This is a genomic window from Laceyella tengchongensis, assembly GCF_900182735.1.
In the GTDB taxonomy this organism is placed as follows: Bacteria; Bacillota; Bacilli; order Thermoactinomycetales; family Thermoactinomycetaceae; genus Laceyella; species Laceyella tengchongensis.
The window spans coordinates 324,336-340,173 of sequence record NZ_FXTU01000001.1; the positions used below are offsets into that span (position 1 = coordinate 324,336).

At 50.4% G+C, this 15,838-nt stretch carries 15 protein-coding genes and 1 riboswitch; of the genes, 13 read left to right on the forward strand and 2 right to left on the reverse strand.

The window, feature by feature from the left end:
• Positions 1 to 192 precede the first annotated feature (192 nt).
• From QQZ12_RS01560 to QQZ12_RS01575, 4 genes are all read left to right on the forward strand, one after another.
• On the forward strand, positions 193 to 1,713 hold the full coding sequence (locus QQZ12_RS01560; RefSeq protein WP_102991704.1) for a class I adenylate-forming enzyme family protein: 1,521 nt from the start codon (positions 193 to 195) through the stop codon (positions 1,711 to 1,713).
• A 160-nt stretch (positions 1,714 to 1,873) separates the two neighbouring features.
• Positions 1,874 to 2,305: a GNAT family N-acetyltransferase gene (locus tag QQZ12_RS01565; RefSeq protein WP_106343105.1), complete on the forward strand. Its 432-nt coding sequence runs from the start codon at positions 1,874 to 1,876 to the stop codon at positions 2,303 to 2,305.
• A 109-nt stretch (positions 2,306 to 2,414) separates the two neighbouring features.
• The gene (gene cdaS / locus QQZ12_RS01570) at positions 2,415 to 3,032 is read left to right on the forward strand and encodes a sporulation-specific diadenylate cyclase CdaS (protein ID WP_154986291.1); all 618 of its coding nucleotides are present in this window, start codon (positions 2,415 to 2,417) and stop codon (positions 3,030 to 3,032) included.
• A gap of 211 nt (positions 3,033 to 3,243) precedes the next feature.
• Positions 3,244 to 3,375: riboswitch (cyclic di-AMP (ydaO/yuaA leader) on the forward strand.
• Between the two features lie 127 nt (positions 3,376 to 3,502).
• Complete coding sequence (locus QQZ12_RS01575) at positions 3,503 to 5,332, forward strand: APC family permease (protein ID WP_102991707.1); 1,830 nt, start codon at positions 3,503 to 3,505, stop codon at positions 5,330 to 5,332.
• A 50-nt stretch (positions 5,333 to 5,382) separates the two neighbouring features.
• Here the strand turns inward: QQZ12_RS01575 and QQZ12_RS01580 are convergent, their stop codons facing one another.
• Positions 5,383 to 5,589 carry a DUF1657 domain-containing protein gene (locus QQZ12_RS01580; RefSeq protein ID WP_022737225.1) on the reverse strand — a complete coding sequence of 69 codons (207 nt, stop codon included), beginning with the start codon at positions 5,587 to 5,589 and terminating at the stop codon, positions 5,383 to 5,385.
• A 143-nt stretch (positions 5,590 to 5,732) separates the two neighbouring features.
• Between QQZ12_RS01580 and QQZ12_RS01585 the strand changes: the two genes are divergently transcribed.
• The 5 genes from QQZ12_RS01585 to QQZ12_RS01605 all read left to right on the forward strand — a co-directional run bounded on the left by QQZ12_RS01585 (position 5,733) and on the right by QQZ12_RS01605 (position 9,359).
• A complete protein-coding gene (locus tag QQZ12_RS01585) occupies positions 5,733 to 6,593 on the forward strand; it encodes a DUF421 domain-containing protein (RefSeq protein ID WP_102991708.1) in 861 nt (286 codons plus the stop codon).
• 11 nt (positions 6,594 to 6,604) lie between these two features.
• Positions 6,605 to 7,093: a stage V sporulation protein AC gene (gene spoVAC, locus QQZ12_RS01590; protein ID WP_102991709.1), complete on the forward strand. Its 489-nt coding sequence runs from the start codon at positions 6,605 to 6,607 to the stop codon at positions 7,091 to 7,093.
• A gap of 1 nt (position 7,094) precedes the next feature.
• Positions 7,095 to 8,114: a stage V sporulation protein AD gene (spoVAD, locus tag QQZ12_RS01595; protein WP_102991710.1), complete on the forward strand. Its 1,020-nt coding sequence runs from the start codon at positions 7,095 to 7,097 to the stop codon at positions 8,112 to 8,114.
• Positions 8,114 to 8,464, forward strand: coding sequence for a stage V sporulation protein AE (gene spoVAE, locus QQZ12_RS01600; RefSeq protein WP_029071947.1), 351 nt, complete (start codon positions 8,114 to 8,116; stop codon positions 8,462 to 8,464). The genes spoVAD and spoVAE overlap by 1 nt, the downstream gene beginning before the upstream one ends.
• Positions 8,465 to 8,837: 373 nt before the next feature.
• Complete coding sequence (locus tag QQZ12_RS01605; protein WP_189318976.1) at positions 8,838 to 9,359, forward strand: CBS domain-containing protein; 522 nt, start codon at positions 8,838 to 8,840, stop codon at positions 9,357 to 9,359.
• 241 nt (positions 9,360 to 9,600) lie between these two features.
• Here QQZ12_RS01605 and QQZ12_RS01610 read toward each other — a convergent pair whose 3' ends face one another.
• Positions 9,601 to 11,241: a SulP family inorganic anion transporter gene (locus tag QQZ12_RS01610; protein ID WP_102991712.1), complete on the reverse strand. Its 1,641-nt coding sequence runs from the start codon at positions 11,239 to 11,241 to the stop codon at positions 9,601 to 9,603.
• Between the two features lie 296 nt (positions 11,242 to 11,537).
• Here QQZ12_RS01610 and QQZ12_RS01615 point away from each other — a divergent pair, with 296 nt between their 5' ends.
• The 4 genes from QQZ12_RS01615 (at position 11,538) to QQZ12_RS01630 (ending at position 15,770) form a co-directional block, all read left to right on the forward strand.
• The gene (locus QQZ12_RS01615) at positions 11,538 to 12,218 is read left to right on the forward strand and encodes a response regulator transcription factor (protein ID WP_102991713.1); all 681 of its coding nucleotides are present in this window, start codon (positions 11,538 to 11,540) and stop codon (positions 12,216 to 12,218) included.
• A gap of 2 nt (positions 12,219 to 12,220) precedes the next feature.
• Positions 12,221 to 13,624, forward strand: a complete 1,404-nt coding sequence (locus QQZ12_RS01620; RefSeq protein ID WP_146130646.1) for a sensor histidine kinase — start codon at positions 12,221 to 12,223, stop codon at positions 13,622 to 13,624.
• Positions 13,625 to 13,740: 116 nt separating this feature from the next.
• Positions 13,741 to 14,445 carry a response regulator transcription factor gene (locus QQZ12_RS01625; RefSeq protein WP_284723863.1) on the forward strand — a complete coding sequence of 235 codons (705 nt, stop codon included), beginning with the start codon at positions 13,741 to 13,743 and terminating at the stop codon, positions 14,443 to 14,445.
• A complete protein-coding gene (locus tag QQZ12_RS01630) occupies positions 14,442 to 15,770 on the forward strand; it encodes a sensor histidine kinase (protein WP_102991716.1) in 1,329 nt (442 codons plus the stop codon). Before QQZ12_RS01625 ends, QQZ12_RS01630 begins: the two co-directional genes overlap by 4 nt.
• The last annotated feature ends 68 nt before the right edge of the window (positions 15,771 to 15,838 follow it).

Genomic DNA, 15,838 nt, shown 5'->3' on the forward strand with positions numbered 1-15,838 from the left:
AACGTTTTTATCAAATATGTCCTAAACGAAAAGCCCTTTTTTCGAGAAGTTTCGGAAAAAGGACTTTTTTGTATGTATAGATGATCGTGATAGATTTCAGTCCATCGAACGGAAAGATTCTGGTTTGTATATTATTTGGATAGGTATTATTATCATTTATATCGGACATGCATCTTGGGGGAGGTTAACAACATGACAACGATTGGCAAACTGTTGGATGCGCGTGCCGCATTATCACCAGGACTAGAAGCCTTGGTGAGTCATGGTGAACGGATAACGTTCCAAGAATATAAAGAAAAGGTTAATCAATTGGCTAACTATCTATTGGATTTGCACGTGGAACCTGGCGACCGCGTTGCATTTATTTGCAAGAATACATACGCTTTTCCTATCATATATTTGGCTGCAGCCAAGATCGGTGCCATTGCCGTGCCGATCAACACACGGTTGAAACCGGCCGAGGTTCGATACATCGTTGAGGACTGCCAAGCGAAAATCCTGTTTTACGATGAAGAGTTCAGGGAGGCACTGACCTCGCTTCCTCCATGTGTCGAAAAAGTGATCCGCGCAGCGGTGGGAGAAGAGATGGACGAGCATTTCAAGAGCATCTTTGAAATCGCCTCCACTAAGGAGCCGGCCGCGACGGTCACTGAATGGGATACTGCCATGATCATTTATACATCTGGTACCACCGGCCAGCCCAAAGGCGTGATGTGTACCCATGCCAATGTGTACGCGGCGGGAGTAGCCAATGTCAACACGCTTGATTTGCGTTTTGCTGATCGCTTTTTGTTTGTGACGCCACTGTTTCACGTCAGTGGGATGGTGTTTATCGTCAACGCTTTAATTCGCGGTATTACGTTGGTAATGGCGCCCAACTTCACCCCTTCCCAATTGTGGGAGCTGATTGACGAAGAGAAGATCAACAACATGATGTCGGTGCCGGCGATGTTGCCGTTTATGTTGGAAATGTTGAAGACGATCGACAAGGACTTGTTCAGCCTGCGGGGAATCGTCTGTGGCGGGTCCCGGGTTCCCGAACGATTCATCAGGGAGTTTGACGATCTCGGCTTCTCTATCATCCAAGTGTACGGTGCGACAGAATACACGGGCGCGATTACGTACTTCTTGCCGGAGATGGACTTGAATCGATGCCATTCGGCCGGCAAGGGGCTGTATCTAACTCAAATCAAAATCCTTGATCCGCTGACAGGGCAAGAATGCCCGACAGGGGAGATCGGGGAGATTGTGGTGCGCGGCGACTCGGTGTTCGCAGGTTATTGGAATAATCAAGAGGAAACGGACAAGGTGCTGAAAAACGGCTGGTATTATACCAAAGATGTGGGGAAATTGGATGAAGACGGCTACCTGTATGTGATCGACCGCCTGCGGGACATGGTGATCTGCGGGGGAGAGAAAGTGTTCCCCGCCCAAGTGGAAGACGTGATCCAGCAACTGGACGGCGTTGCGGAAGTGGCTGTGGTAGGGGTAAAAGACCCTGTGTGGGGTGAGCTTCCCCGGGCATATGTGGTTAAAGCCGACGGTGCTACGTTGACAGAGGATGATGTTATGGCCCATGCGCGGCGCCATCTGGCCGATTATAAGTTGATCGATGTGGAATTTATCAATGAGTTGCCAAAAAACAGCATGGGCAAGGTGTTGAAGTATGTGTTGCGCGCCCATGCGAACAATGAGAGCCCCACTAAAGTATAAAGGAATGGTTAGGTGAAACGCGCCCGCTCGATGCAGGCGCGTTTTATACGTGTCAAAGGTTGGCGAGCAGCTGGCAGTCACGTTCTCAAAAATATGGGTATGGATTATACTGAAGTGGTAAGTTGCGGGCATGCCTATGGCAGAAAGGGATGGTGCAATGATGGAAGCGAAACGGGTAGTCGGAAAAGAGGAATTGGAGGCGGCATTTCGGATTAGGCGGACCGTGTTTGTTGAAGAGCAAGGCGTGCTGTTGGAAGACGAATTTGATGAGCATGAGGAACAAGCCGTGCACATCCTCGTGCATGCCGAGGGGCAACCGGTTGGAACGGGTAGGGTGCGAATGGTGGAAGGCGTTGCCAAGCTGGAACGTATCTGCATTTTGCCCGCGTACCGCAAACACGGATTGGGCAAAGTGATCATCCGCGCGTTGGAGGAAGTGGCGCGGGAACAAGGCGCCACCTCAGCCAAATTGCATGCGCAAACGCATGCGGAAGGCTTTTACAAAAAGTTGGGCTACACTACTGCGTCAGCCGTGTTCATGGAAGACGGTATTCCCCATGTGCTGATGGTTAAGACCCTGTCAGAAGCTTAGTCGCGGTGAAGATCTGCCACTCGTGGATAAGGTGGGAGGAGCGGGGGAACGCTGGTTGATGAGTGGATCAGGTGCATCCCCTCCCATCTGTGATGTTTGAGGTGTAGACATGAGTGTGAACGATTGCGATACGTCGGTTTTGAAAAAGCAGCTTGTCCAAAATTTGTTGGCTGTTGCCGATCAGATCAACCGCTTTTTGGAAGTGGTAGATGATGAGGACAAATGCTTGCTGGGCGAGTTTAGAAGCATAAGAAATCAAATCGTGATGAGTGAAGCGTTGGCTTCATCTTTTTACTTGCAATGCTATCTATCGCCTTTCACCAACCAATATGTAGGCTTGCTACAAAGTATCGCCCATCTGTCGGAGCGGAAGCACGGAGCGTTGATCGTGGTGCAACGCCAAGACCCGTTATCTTCATTGCTTGCCCATGGGACGATGATCCAGGCGAAGTTTTCCAGCTCGCTTTTGGAGTCGATTTTTTATCCGGGCAGCCCCTTGCATGATGGCGCGGTGTTGTTTCAAGATGACAAGATCGTTTCCGCTGCTCACGTGCTACCTTTGTCAAACAAAGAGGTAGAGGATGACCAAAAATTGGGCACCCGGCATCGGGCCGCCTTGGGATTGAGCGAATTGAGCGATGCGATTGTGATTGTGGTGTCCGAAGAAACCGGACGCGCTTCGTTTGCCTTGAACGGTCGGCTATATGTGATTGGAATGGCCACTTGAATGGCTTACCGCCTGTCTCACTGGTGTTGAGAGTCGCCAAAAAATCATAGGTAACCAGCCTCTCAGGCCCAAGCGGGCCTTTTCTTTTTGGCACCGATCGCCAAGACTAGATGTCCTAGGGGATGAAAGGGCAGAGATCGCTATGGCACTAACTAACTTGCCTCTTTACAACGCTAGTTGATGGGAGTAATATACGATTAATTCCATAATAGACTCATCGTCGCTGAATCCTAGTGAGCGGGGGAACCAATCTACAGGGGTGAATCCCAGGCAATGCTTGGGTAGGGTTACTCTCATGACCCGAATCCGTCAGCTAACCTCGTAAGCGCAAATGAGAGGAGGGAAACTTCGTGCATTCAAGCCACGAAAAAGAGTTTCTCTTTTTCGTGGTTTTTTCTTTTTGCCAGGGGCAGGTTAATGCTGAGTCGAGTTAGAGGATTTGTTTTCATGTGAATGGAGGAAATAGCCGCATGGTAAGTCAGTTTAAACGCATATTAATTGGAAAACCACTCAGGTCCAATGAGTTGCATAGTCAAAAATTAAGCAATGTGAAGGCATTGGCCATTCTTTCGTCTGATGCCTTGTCATCGGTCGCCTATGGTCCGGAGCAAATTTTGATCGTTTTGGCGGCGGTCGGCATGCTGGCTTACTGGTATTCCTTGCCAATCGCAGTCGGGGTGTTAGTTCTGTTGGGTGCCTTGATCTTGTCCTATCGGCAAATCATTTACGCTTATCCCCAAGGTGGAGGCGCCTACATGGTGGCTAAAGAGAATCTGGGGAAACACTATGGTTTGGTGGCTGGAGGCTCTTTGCTGATCGATTATATTTTGACTGTGTCCGTTAGCGTGTCAGCGGGCACTGATGCTATCACATCCGCTTTTCCGGCGCTACACCCCCATAATGTGGTGATTGCCGTTGGCTTGGTGGCGTTGCTCACGTTGTTGAATCTGAGGGGATTGACTGAATCGGCTTCGGTTCTAGCTTATCCTGTCTATTTGTTTGTGCTGTCTCTGATGATTATGATCGGCATGGGTTTGTATCAGGTGTTGACCGGTCAAGCTCCAGCCGATGCACGACCACCGTTGGGGACGCCGGTGATGGGTGTCAGCATGTTCCTCATCCTGAAAGCTTTCTCCTCTGGGTGTTCCGCGTTAACCGGAGTTGAAGCGATTTCCAATGCCATCCCCAATTTTAGGGACCCGGCTCCGAAAAATGCCGCTTTCACGTTGGCGCTCATGGGGGGGATTCTGGCAACGCTCTTTGCCGGCATCGTTTTTTTAGCTTATTGGTACGGAATTGTTCCTTCAAAAACAGAAACCGTTTTGTCGCAGTTGGGCACATCTATTTTCGGCCGTAATCTCCTTTATTATTTTCTACAAGGGACGACGGCGTTGATTTTGGTGCTGGCGGCTAATACCGGATTTTCTGCCTTTCCGTTGTTGGCGTACAGCTTGGCTAAAGACAAATATATGCCGCGGGCGTTTATGGTGCGGGGAGACCGACTGGGCTACTCCAATGGGATCATTACCTTGGGGTTGGCTTCGATCCTCCTGATCATCGTGTTTAACGGGCATACGGAAAGCCTGATCCCCCTTTATGCGGTCGGGGTGTTCATCCCATTTTCCTTGTCCCAAACCGGGATGATCGTCAAATGGGTGCGGGAAAAGCCACCGGGATGGATCGGCAAGCTGTTGGTGAATTTGTCGGGTGCGCTGATTTGTTATCTGATCTTAGCCATATTCTATATCACCAAGTTCGGCCAAGTGTGGATGACGCTGGTCTTTATTCCGGCCTGTGTGTATGTCTTCCACAAAATCTATCAGCACTATCAAGCGGTGGGAGAACAGCTACGGGTAAATCTGGCGCAAAAAATCACAGATCTGGATAACATGGACAACATGGTGATTGTGCCTGTCGCTGGTGTCACCACTGTGGTCAAACAAACACTCCATTATGCCAAATCCTTGTCCGACAATGTGGTGGCCGTGTATGTGGGGTCCAGTCCGGAAGCTATCGACCGCATGGAAAAGGAATGGAACGAATGGCAGACGGGAGTGAGGCTGGTGACCTTGCATTCTCTCTACCGTAGTGTATTGGGGCCGCTGAGTGAATTCATCGACTTAATGAAAAAGAAGGCCGCGCAAACGAACACCAGAGTGACCGTGGTCATGCCGCAATTTATCACTAGAAAATGGTGGCACAGCTTTCTCCACAACCAGTCCGGTTTTCTCATTTTAGCCTATCTCCTCAAAATGAAAAGCGTCATTGTCACTATTGTTCCTTATCAACTGAAGCAATAAAAAAACCCGCTCCCAGCTTTTTAGTTCTGGGAGCGGGTTTTTTACCGCGCTTAAAACCCTTTGTATTGGGGTTCTTCGTTTTCCAATTGTTGTACGCGAGGTGTGATTTGATCGATGATTTGTTGGGTCTGTTGCGCGGCTTGCGTGTAAAGCTGTTTGGCTTGTTTGTTTTCGGTGCTAAGTGCGAATTGCTCTAAGCTGGCTTGGGCGCTTTTAAGCGAGGCGACACAGGTTTTGACATCGGATGCAATCGTCATAGGAAAACCTCCTTTTCATTATTGTCATAGGCTTAATCTGCGCAATTTAACATCTGATTATGATGCCAAAAAAATGCATATCCGTCTGGAAAGAGATCATACTAAGCAATAATGATTTCACCAATCAAGGGGAGGCGGGCTTCATGCCGGATTGGATTGCAGTGGCGCTAAGGACGTTGGTGGCGATCATCATTCTTTTCGTGCTAACCAAGTTGCTAGGAAAAAGGCAAGTGAACCAACTGTCACTCTTTGAATACATAACCGGCATCACCATTGGCAGCTTGGCGGCCTATATTCCTCTGGAAATGGGCGAAAAATGGCACTTGGGTATTGTTTCATTAGCCATTTGGGCAACGGTAGCGTTCGGAATTGAACTCCTTCAATTGAAAAGCAAAAAAGCGAGGGAATGGCTTGATGGCAAAGCCACCATCTTAATCAAAAACGGAAAAGTGCTGGAAGATAACCTGAAAAAAGAACGGATCACTATTGAAGAGATGATGGCACAATTGCGGAACAAAAACATTTTCAATGTGAGTGATGTTGAATTTGCCGTGATGGAAGCCAATGGAAATATCAACGTATTGCCGTATAAGGACAGGCGGCCAGTCACGGCCAAGATGTTGGGGCTTCAGGTCGGTCATGAGGACGAACCCCATGTGGTAATCGAGGACGGCGCGATCTTGGATGAAGAATTGGCCACCCGGGGTTTAAATCGCGGATGGTTGCAAACGGAGCTGGAGAAGCAAGGGGTGGCATTGGAAAATGTGTTCATCGGCCAAGTCGACTCAGACGGCCAGCTGTACACCGATCTGTATGATGATCAAATCCAGATCCAGCCGCCGCAAGAAAAAGCGAAGTTGCTGGCCACACTGAAAAAATGTGAGGCCGACCTGGAGATGTTTAGCCTGTCGACGGACGATGAGCAAGCCAAAAAGCTGTATGAGCAAAGCTCGCATCAATTGCAAAAAGTGATCAAGGAAATCAAACCACAGTTAATCAGTTAGGGAGAGAAACAATGGCAAACGATCAAAAAAAGAAACTGACACCTGTGCAACAAGAATATCAAAAGCTGGCTAAAAAACATGAACCCCCGCGCCCTGTCGGCAAAAATTGCCTGCGTGCCTTTATCGCCGGGGGAGGTGTGTGCATCGTAGGGCAATTGTTGCAAGATATGTACATGAAATGGGTTGGCCTTCCCGAAGACCAAGCGTCCACCGCGACGGTGGCGTCGCTGATCTTGTTGTCCGTGATTTTCACCAGCTTGGGAGTATATGATAAATTCGGCCAATGGGCTGGAGCGGGCTCAGCGGTACCCGTGACGGGCTTTGCCAATTCCATGGCTTCGGCTGCGATTGAACATCGCAGTGAAGGGATGGTTTTGGGGGTTGGAGGAAAAATGTTCAAATTGGCGGGATCAGTCATCGTGTTTGGAACGGTTGCCGCCGTGATTATTGCGTTGTTGCATTTGTTATTCAATCCCAATATTGCAGGTGGGGGTTCATAACATGCGAAAAGGTCATCAGAGTTGGGTGTTTGAAAGAAAGCCGGTCATCCAGTCGACGGCCACAGTTGTTGGCCCCTTTGAAGGGAGGGGGCCATTGGGCGAAGATTTTGACGTGATCCATGGTGAGTCCACGCTAAACCAAGACAGTTGGGAAAAAGCGGAGAAAATGCTGATTGAGGAAGCGGCACAACTGGCTATTGACAAATCAGGGCTCACAAAAGAGCAGATTCAGTTTTTCATCGCCGGAGATTTGATGAACCAGATTGTCAGCACCAGCTTTGCGGCGAGAACTTTGGGGATGCCTTACTTGGGGGTTTTTGGGGCATGTTCTACCTCGATGGAGAGCTTGGCACTGGGTTCGCTACTGGTGAATGCGGGGGCGGCCACCGACGTGCTGGTAGGGACATGTAGCCACAACTCGGCAGTGGAAAAGCAATTCCGTTACCCCACAGAATATGGTTCTCAAAAGCCGCCGACCGCCCAATACACAGTGACGGGCGCGGGGGCGGCAGTCATCTCCGAGCAGGGGGAAGGCCCGATCGTCACCTCGGCCACGATTGGCCGCGTGGTTGATATGGGGGTGACCGATCCGTTCAATATGGGTGCGGCCATGGCGCCGGCAGCCGTCGATACCATCCAAGCGCATTTTCGCGATTTGCAGATTACGCCAGACCATTATGACTTGATTGTGACCGGCGACTTATCAAAGGTGGGGCATGGCATTGTCTGCGATTTGCTTGAGAAACACCGGATTCCAGTCGATCTGGCGAAATACTGGGATTGTGGCATGATGATATACGACTATGACAAGCAAATGGTGCAAGCGGGAGGGAGCGGGTGCGCTTGTTGCGCGGTGGTCACATACGGCCATTTGCTGAACCGCATGAAAAAGGGAGAATTTAACCGCATCTTGGTTGTGGCGACTGGGGCACTGCTGTCTCCGCTGTCTTATCAGCAAGGGGAGACCATTCCCTGCATTGCGCATGCTGTTTCAATAGAAAGGGGGAACATAAGCGGATGATGCAATATCTGTGGGCTTTTCTAGTTGGTGGAGCCATCTGTGTAGTGGGGCAGCTTTTGTTTGACGTGGCTAAGTTGACGCCAGCCCATACCATGGCGACATTGGTGGTTGCGGGCGCGATTGTCGACGGTCTCGGCTTGTATGAACCGTTGATCAAATTTGCTGGTGCAGGGGCAACCGTGCCGATCACCAGTTTTGGCAATTCATTGGTGCACGGGGCCATTCAGCAGATGAAGTTGGATGGATGGACAGGCGCAATCACTGGTATTTTCAAGATCACCAGCGCGGGGATCACGGCGGCGATTTTTTTTGCATTTTTTGCCGCGTTGTTTGTGAAACCAAAAGGGTAAAGGCTTCGTTATCAAGAGTAAAGGGACGGCCCGCTCCGGCACTCCGGCGCGGGCCGTCCCTTTGGGATGGTTGCGCTTAACTCTACAGACGGAAACGCATCGACGCAAAAAAAGTCTTGCAAAGATACATTCATAAAGGTATGATTTGCGTTAAATATATATGTCGCTATTTGCTAAATCTTCCCCCGTCGCGAGCAGAGGTGGACAGCTTGCGCCTAGGCTGTCTGGGAAGTATGTGCGAGCAACCCATCCCACCAGCTTGGCAGAAGAAGGGACGGGAGAGCGACAAAAGCCCGCAGACCATGATCCTGCGGTTTTTTCATATTCAAAAGAGAACGCCTTTTTACACTATCTCGCAAAAGGGGTTACCGATATGTTTGCCAAAAACGCTTACCTATTTTCACAAGGAATTGAATCGTTGATCATTCCCAAAGAATGTGTGACCACCGTTCATCCTGAGTTGTCACTGGATCAAGCGCTGCGGGTGTTGACAAAGGAAAAGCTGAGCTCCGTTCCGGTCATCAATGATGCGGGCGAGGTGGAGGGAGTCATCAGCAAAACCAACATCTTGGATTTTGTCCAACAATTAAACCAGCGCGAAGGCGATTTCTCCGGATTAAAAGAACATGCGGTGAAAGAAGCGATGAACAAAACTTGTCTGGGGATCTTGGCCAACTCCATCTTCTCGTTTGCGTTTGAAGTGTTGCTCAATCATTCTTACACGCCCATCATCGATGTCAAAGGGCGTTTCTTGGGCATTTTGACCCGGAAAGTGATGATGGAGCAAGTGATTGAGTTCTTTGGGGCCGAACCGTTGCCAGGCGACGGCCTGTCGGTGAACAAAGCGAATGAGAAAAGGAAATGGAAAGTCAAACATAAGAAGTTCTTTTCTTGAACCATTACCCCATGCATGTGAGAGAGGATTTGCAGGGAGTTGTTGTTGCTAAGGAACCCGGAGTGTGCATGGGGCTTAAACTTCGGGTTACCGTTGCAAGGAGACAGTCCCTTTTTTATTTAAGATCACAATCATTTAAGGAGGATGTCATAGCTCCTACCTTAAATGATTGTGATTTTTTTTACCCACCATGTACGCGATGGCCACCTTGTTCGGATCGAGAGATTGCGGGGCTTGGTACTCATCTAGCCGCTCGCTGAGGGATGTCGGCTTGTTGCTCAGCAAACCGAAGTGCGTCATCCAATTGGCTGAAAAAGTGCTCCGAACCGATTTTGCGCATCCAACCGGCGCGTTGTAGCACTTGTCGGGGTTGGTCATTGAGGCCGCTGATAAGCAGTGTGTTGCCTTGCTTATGGCATTTCTCGACTAGTTTGGCGAATATCGCTTCTCCAGTCGCGTCCAGATAGGGAACATGGTTCATGCACAAGACCAATGTTTGACGGTCGGGGAGGTCTTGGATGGATGACATGAACCGTTTTGCCGAGCCGAAGAAAAGAGGTCCTTCGACATGTACCACACGCACGTGCGAGTGAGGGGACGATTTCACTTTCAACGTTGCGGTATCGGAGGCGACCTGCGGTTGGATGATTAAGGCTTTGCTCATTTTGATGACAAACAGGATGACGGACAAGCCGATGCCGCCTAACACACCGAGGGTCAAATCCGTCAACACGGTTAGCGTGAAGGTGAGCAGAAGAACGGCGGCATCCCCAGATTTGCTTTTAAGGATATGGACGAATTCGTTTCGTTCGGACATATTCCAAGCGACGAACATCAAGACAGGTGCCATGCTGGACAGTGGGATTTGAGAGGCGAGCGGCGCGAACGCAAGCAAGACGAGCAAGACAAACAGGCTATGTACGATGCCTGAGACGGGGGATTGGGCGCCATTTTTAATGTTAGTTGCGGTGCGCGCGATGGCTCCGGTGGCTGGAATGCCCCCGAACAAAGGAGTGACCATGTTGGCGATCCCCTGACCGATCAATTCCCGATTGCTGTGGTGCTTGGTGTTTCCCATGTTGTCGGCGACCAGCGCGGACAGCAATGATTCAATTCCACCTAACATCGCGATGGCCACCGCCGGAATGAAGAGTTCAATCCCTTTTTCCAAAGTGAATGCGGGAAAGGAGAAAGTAGGCCACTCATTGGGAATGCCGCCATACACGGTGCCAATGGTGGCCACTTTTCCCGGGAAAAACAGGGTGGCAACCAAGGTGGATAGGATTAACCCTACTAACGCACCGGGTAGCTTGGGAAACCACTTGGTGGTGATCAGTATCGTGATCAAACAGATGATGGCGGTGATGATGCTGTATGGGTTGACATGGATGAGGTTATTGATGAGCTCTTTCATTTGCAACAGAAAGGTTGATTCCTTTTTCAATTGATGCAGGCCTAAGAATGCGGCGATCTGCCCGGAAAAGATGATGACGGCAATGCCCGTGGTGAAGCCGATGGTTACTGGGCGGGGCATGTAATGGATGAGATTGCCCAGTTTGAAAATCCCCATGCATGTGAGTATCACCCCAGCCATAAATCCGGCGATCAACAGGCTCTCGTATCCATGCGTGACCACGATGCCCAACAGTAGTGGCACAAACGCGCCGGTCGGTCCTCCGATTTGATATTTGGAACCGCCTAACAGCGAAATGATGAAACCGGCGATGATGGTAGTGTACAAGCCGTATTCGGGACGGACGCCCGAGGCGATGGCAAATGCCAATGCCAATGGGAGTGCGACAACGCCGACAACAATGCCGGCCATGACATCTTTGTGAAAAGATTGGATCGTGTAAGCATGAAATCTTCCATCTTTGAACATTGTTATTCCTCCTTCATGAAATAATCATTCGGTGCACAGTAGTATTTTATAGTGCAAACATAGTGATTGGTGGGATTGTCGCTGTTTCGACAAAAAAAGAGGTCTGTGATACCATCACATCAAACCATTTTGATTATTCGGTCGATTATCGTGGCGATTTGCGGGCTTACAGGCGAAAGGGCTTTGGCTTTTCGCTCCCGTCATTAACATAGGGTAATGGAAAATCTTGAAGAAACGATGAAGGAGTTGAGTGGAATTGGTAGATAGTCCGTCAAGTGGTTGGGTGGGTGTGGTGAATGAAAGCGTCTGTGCTGATTGTTGATGATGAGACGCGCATGCTGGAATTGCTGTCCATGATTTTGAAGCCGGAATTCAGCGTGACCGTGACCAGTTGCGGCCGGGAGGCTTTGCGCTTGTCTCGGAGTAACTCCTTTGACTTGTGCCTGCTGGATATCATGATGCCGGGCATGGAGGGAAGAGAGTTGTTGCGCCAATTGCGGAAAGAGCAAACGGATTTGCCCGTCATCTTTCTTTCCGCCCGTTCCGATTTGGAGGACCGGGTGGAGGGATTGGAGTTGGGGGCGGATGATTATATCACGAAGCCCTTTGAACCCATGGAGTTGGTGGCCCGCATCCACACGGTGTTGAGGCGGACGCGAAAGCGCAGCCAGAAACAAGAAGGGCTGGCAAAGGGATTGCAGATCGACTGGGCGAGAAGGGAAGTTTGGTATGACGGGGAAGAGATCAAATTGACCCCGATCGAGTTTCATTTGTTGCGCACACTGGCTCAGCATCCCAAACAGGCCTTTTCCCGGGAGCAATTGTTGGAGAAAGTGTGGGGGTTCGACTATTACGGCGACGCCCGCACAGTAGACACCCATATCAAGAACTTGCGCACCAAATTGCGCCAAGCGGGGCTCCAGGAGGAAGTGATACAGACAGTCTGGGGATTTGGTTATAAGTGGGGTGCGATGTGAAGATGAAGCATGTCACGACCAAATGGATGGCGATGATTCTGGTCATTATGATCACTGGCCTCGGGTTGTTGGGGTTTTTGTGTTTTTTGATCATCAAGGAAGAGTACAAGTTATACATGAAATCTTTTTTGCGGGATCGTTCCCGCTCTTATGCCGTTTTTCTGGCACATGACTTTAGCCGAGACGCGCTCTGGCATGTGCTGGGGATGGAAAATGGCCCGACCACCGGCCTGTGTGTCTTAACCACTGACGGGAGAAGTTGGGTCAGCGCCCCCGTTGCGATGCGGGAGCGGTTGCTCGCCTTCGCGAAGGCCGAGCGAAAAAGAGCGCGTTCGGAAGAACGATCGCTCGTTCGTTTGTTGGAGGTGGACGGGCGGGTGTACATGATGGCATCAAGCCCCATCATCAAGGGTCAAACCCTGTCGGGGATGGTGGCCATGGGCGCTGAGTTGACCTTGCTGGAGAGCACGCTTCACTCTTTCAAATTCATGATTGTGCTGGCTGTCGCTGGCGTCTTGGTCATCGTCATGGGAGTGGGCATGGTCCTGTCGTGGCGGATCAGCCGTCCGATCATCGAGATGGGTAGAATCGCGGAGCAATTAGCTAAAGGCAATTACCACGTGCGCGTCCCGATCAAAGGGCAGGATGAAGTGGCCGCATTGGGCAGACAAATGAATTTGCTGGCGGAGAGTTTGTTGTATTACCAGTCCTCCCGCAAGGAATTTTTGACCCATGTTGCCCATGAGTTGCGCACGCCGCTCACTTATGTCAAAGGGTATGCCGCTCTGTTGCGGCGCGCGGACCTTCCCGCGGAGGATGCCCGCCGTTTGATGGGGATTATCTATGACCAATCGGATTGGTTGGAATGTCTTGTTGAGGATTTGATCGTATTGAGCCGATTGGATGAAGGAAAGTTCGCGCTAAGCAAGCAAAGGGTTGACATTGCGCCGGTGATCCATAAAACGCTGGAGGAGATGGAGCCCTTCACCGCTGAGTGGGGAATTCGCTTGGAACGAAACCTTGTGCCATCCGTCCGCATTCAGGCTGATGTGAACCGCTTTCGGCAAATCATCATGAATTTGGTGGACAATGCGCTACGTTACTCCAAGCCACAAGGCAAGGTGTTGGTCGAACTGTTCAGACAGAGGGGGGAAGCGGTGATTAAAGTGATTGATGAAGGTATCGGTATTTCCGAAGTGGAAGTGAACCGGATCTGGGAACGGTTTTACCGTGTAGAAAAGTCACGTTCGCGCAAGCATGGTGGTACGGGCTTGGGATTGCCGATAGTCAAACACCTGGTGGAGTTGCACGGGGGATCGATTGAGGTGGAGAGCCAGTTGGGGCGGGGAACCACGTTTGTCATGCGATTTCCGTTGGCCGATGCGGAAGAGGAATGCGCTTCGTGACCCCCGGCTGTTTGGCAGTAGGAAGGGAAGCGGGATGTGTTACTCTTAGAAAGGGGTTGCCGGTTCTTGGTACACACGAGACCCTTATCACAAACACAAAAGACAGGAGGCAATCGATGTCGGCAAAAAGTATCCTGATCGTGGATGATGACCAGGGCATTGTTCAACTATTGACCGAAGCCCTCACCTATGAACAATTCCTCGTGTTCGCTGCCAGTAACGGCAGACAGGCGCTGGAATTGGTAGAACAGCAACCCATCGACTTGATCGTGATGGACATCATGATGCCGGAGATGGATGGCTTAGAAGCGATCCGCCAGTTGCGACGGAAATATCACATGCCGATCATTCTGTTGAGCGCGCGCGATCGGGAGATCGACAAAGTGATCGGTCTGGAGATCGGTGCCGATGACTATGTCGCCAAACCGTTTGGGGTGCAGGAGTTGGTGGCACGGATCAAAGCCCACTTCCGCCGCTCGGAGCGGCTTAGCCAACTTCAAGGCGATGTGAGTGCCACGAAGGTGCCGTCTCTAAGCGGACTATCCATGAATGAAAACACCTATGAGGCATACTTGGATGGGCAGAAATTGGATTTGTCTACCAAGGAGTTTCAGATTCTCTATTTTCTTTTTCAGCATCAAAATCAGGTTTTGTCGCGCGAACAAATCTACCAGCGCGTCTGGGGAGACGACGAGGGTGACATGAATACGGTCACAGTGCACATCAAAAACATCCGCAAGAAGTTGGGCGCAGGCAATGCGATAATCAAAACCATCTGGGGCGTGGGCTACAAGCTGCTGTTGCATGGTGAGGACAAATGAAACTGAAGTATAAGATTCCTTGTCTCTTTTTGGTGTTGGCCGTGGTGGTTTTTTTATGGGTACTGGGCTTTTTAGTTTTTTATGTGCATCATGTGTTTATCCAACAAGTGGCTGACCGGACGGAAGAGGATGTTCAGGAAAATATCGCAATGGTGAGGCAAGTGGAAGAGCTTCACCGCCAACCGGAGGCTTTGAAGCAAGCGTTGCGGCAGATGGCCGCCGAGGAGGGCATACGGTTGGAATACCGTGGCGAAGTGGGTCGTTTCGCAGAAGGAACCCTTGCGCCCAACCGGTTTACCGTGGCTTTATCATTGCCCGTGAATGACGGCCAGCGAAAAGTGGGGGAGTTGAAGATCATCCGCCAACCGCGATTGGTTGAGTTTGGGGTGGGGCGGTTAATCAATTGGACGGTGTTTGCGTTTGTTTTCATATTGGTCATTTTTCTCATCGGTATGACTATCCATTTCCATCATTTTATCACCAAACCGATTCAGAATCTGAACAAGCGCCTGTCCCAAATCCGGTTGCGGCGGCGCCCCCAACCTATCCATTATCGGCAAAACAATGAAATCGGTGACTTGTACCGCCATGTCTACGCCATGGAACAACGGTTGGATCGCGCTTATGGAGAACAGTTGCACATGATCACCTCTATTGCGCATGATTTGAAAACACCCCTGACCACCATTCAGGGGTTTTTGGAATTGTTGGCGTCGGGGGTGATCAAAGATCCGAATAAACAGGAGGAGACCATCCGGCTGTTGCAGACCAAAGCCGCCAGCATGCAAAACTTGGTGGCAGAGTTTTCAGCCTATGGCAAACATGAAGTAGACCTGATCGAGATGCAGACTTCGTTGATCCGTGCCGATGCTTTTTTTAACTCGATCGCTACTGAATATGAAGCCGAGTGCGCCGGGTTGGGTATCGGATTTCGCGCTCATCACTTGTTTACGGAGGAAACGCGCCTCGACGCCAACCCAGAATGGCTACGCCGGGTGGTGGCCAATTTGATCAGCAATGCTGTCCGTTATGCGCAAACGGAAGATTTGATGATCCATTTTACGGGCTATATTGATGCGGAGATGGCCCAGTTTCTGATCGAAGACAACGGCGTGGGTGTGCCGCAAGCGGAGTTGCCGCATCTGTTCAACAAATTTCACACCGTCGATCGGGCAAGGCAGGCCGAAAACGGCGGCACCGGTTTGGGGTTGGCGATTTGCCGCACGATCGTGGAGCGGCATGGCGGAGAGATGGAGGCTTTTCCTGCCCGTTTGGGTGGGTTGGCGGTCAGATTTGCTATCCCGATCGCCCAGTCATCGGATTGACCTACTTTTTTTATCTTTTTTCATATTTGATTTAGATTTGATTTATTTTTCCTTGCTAAAGTGTGACC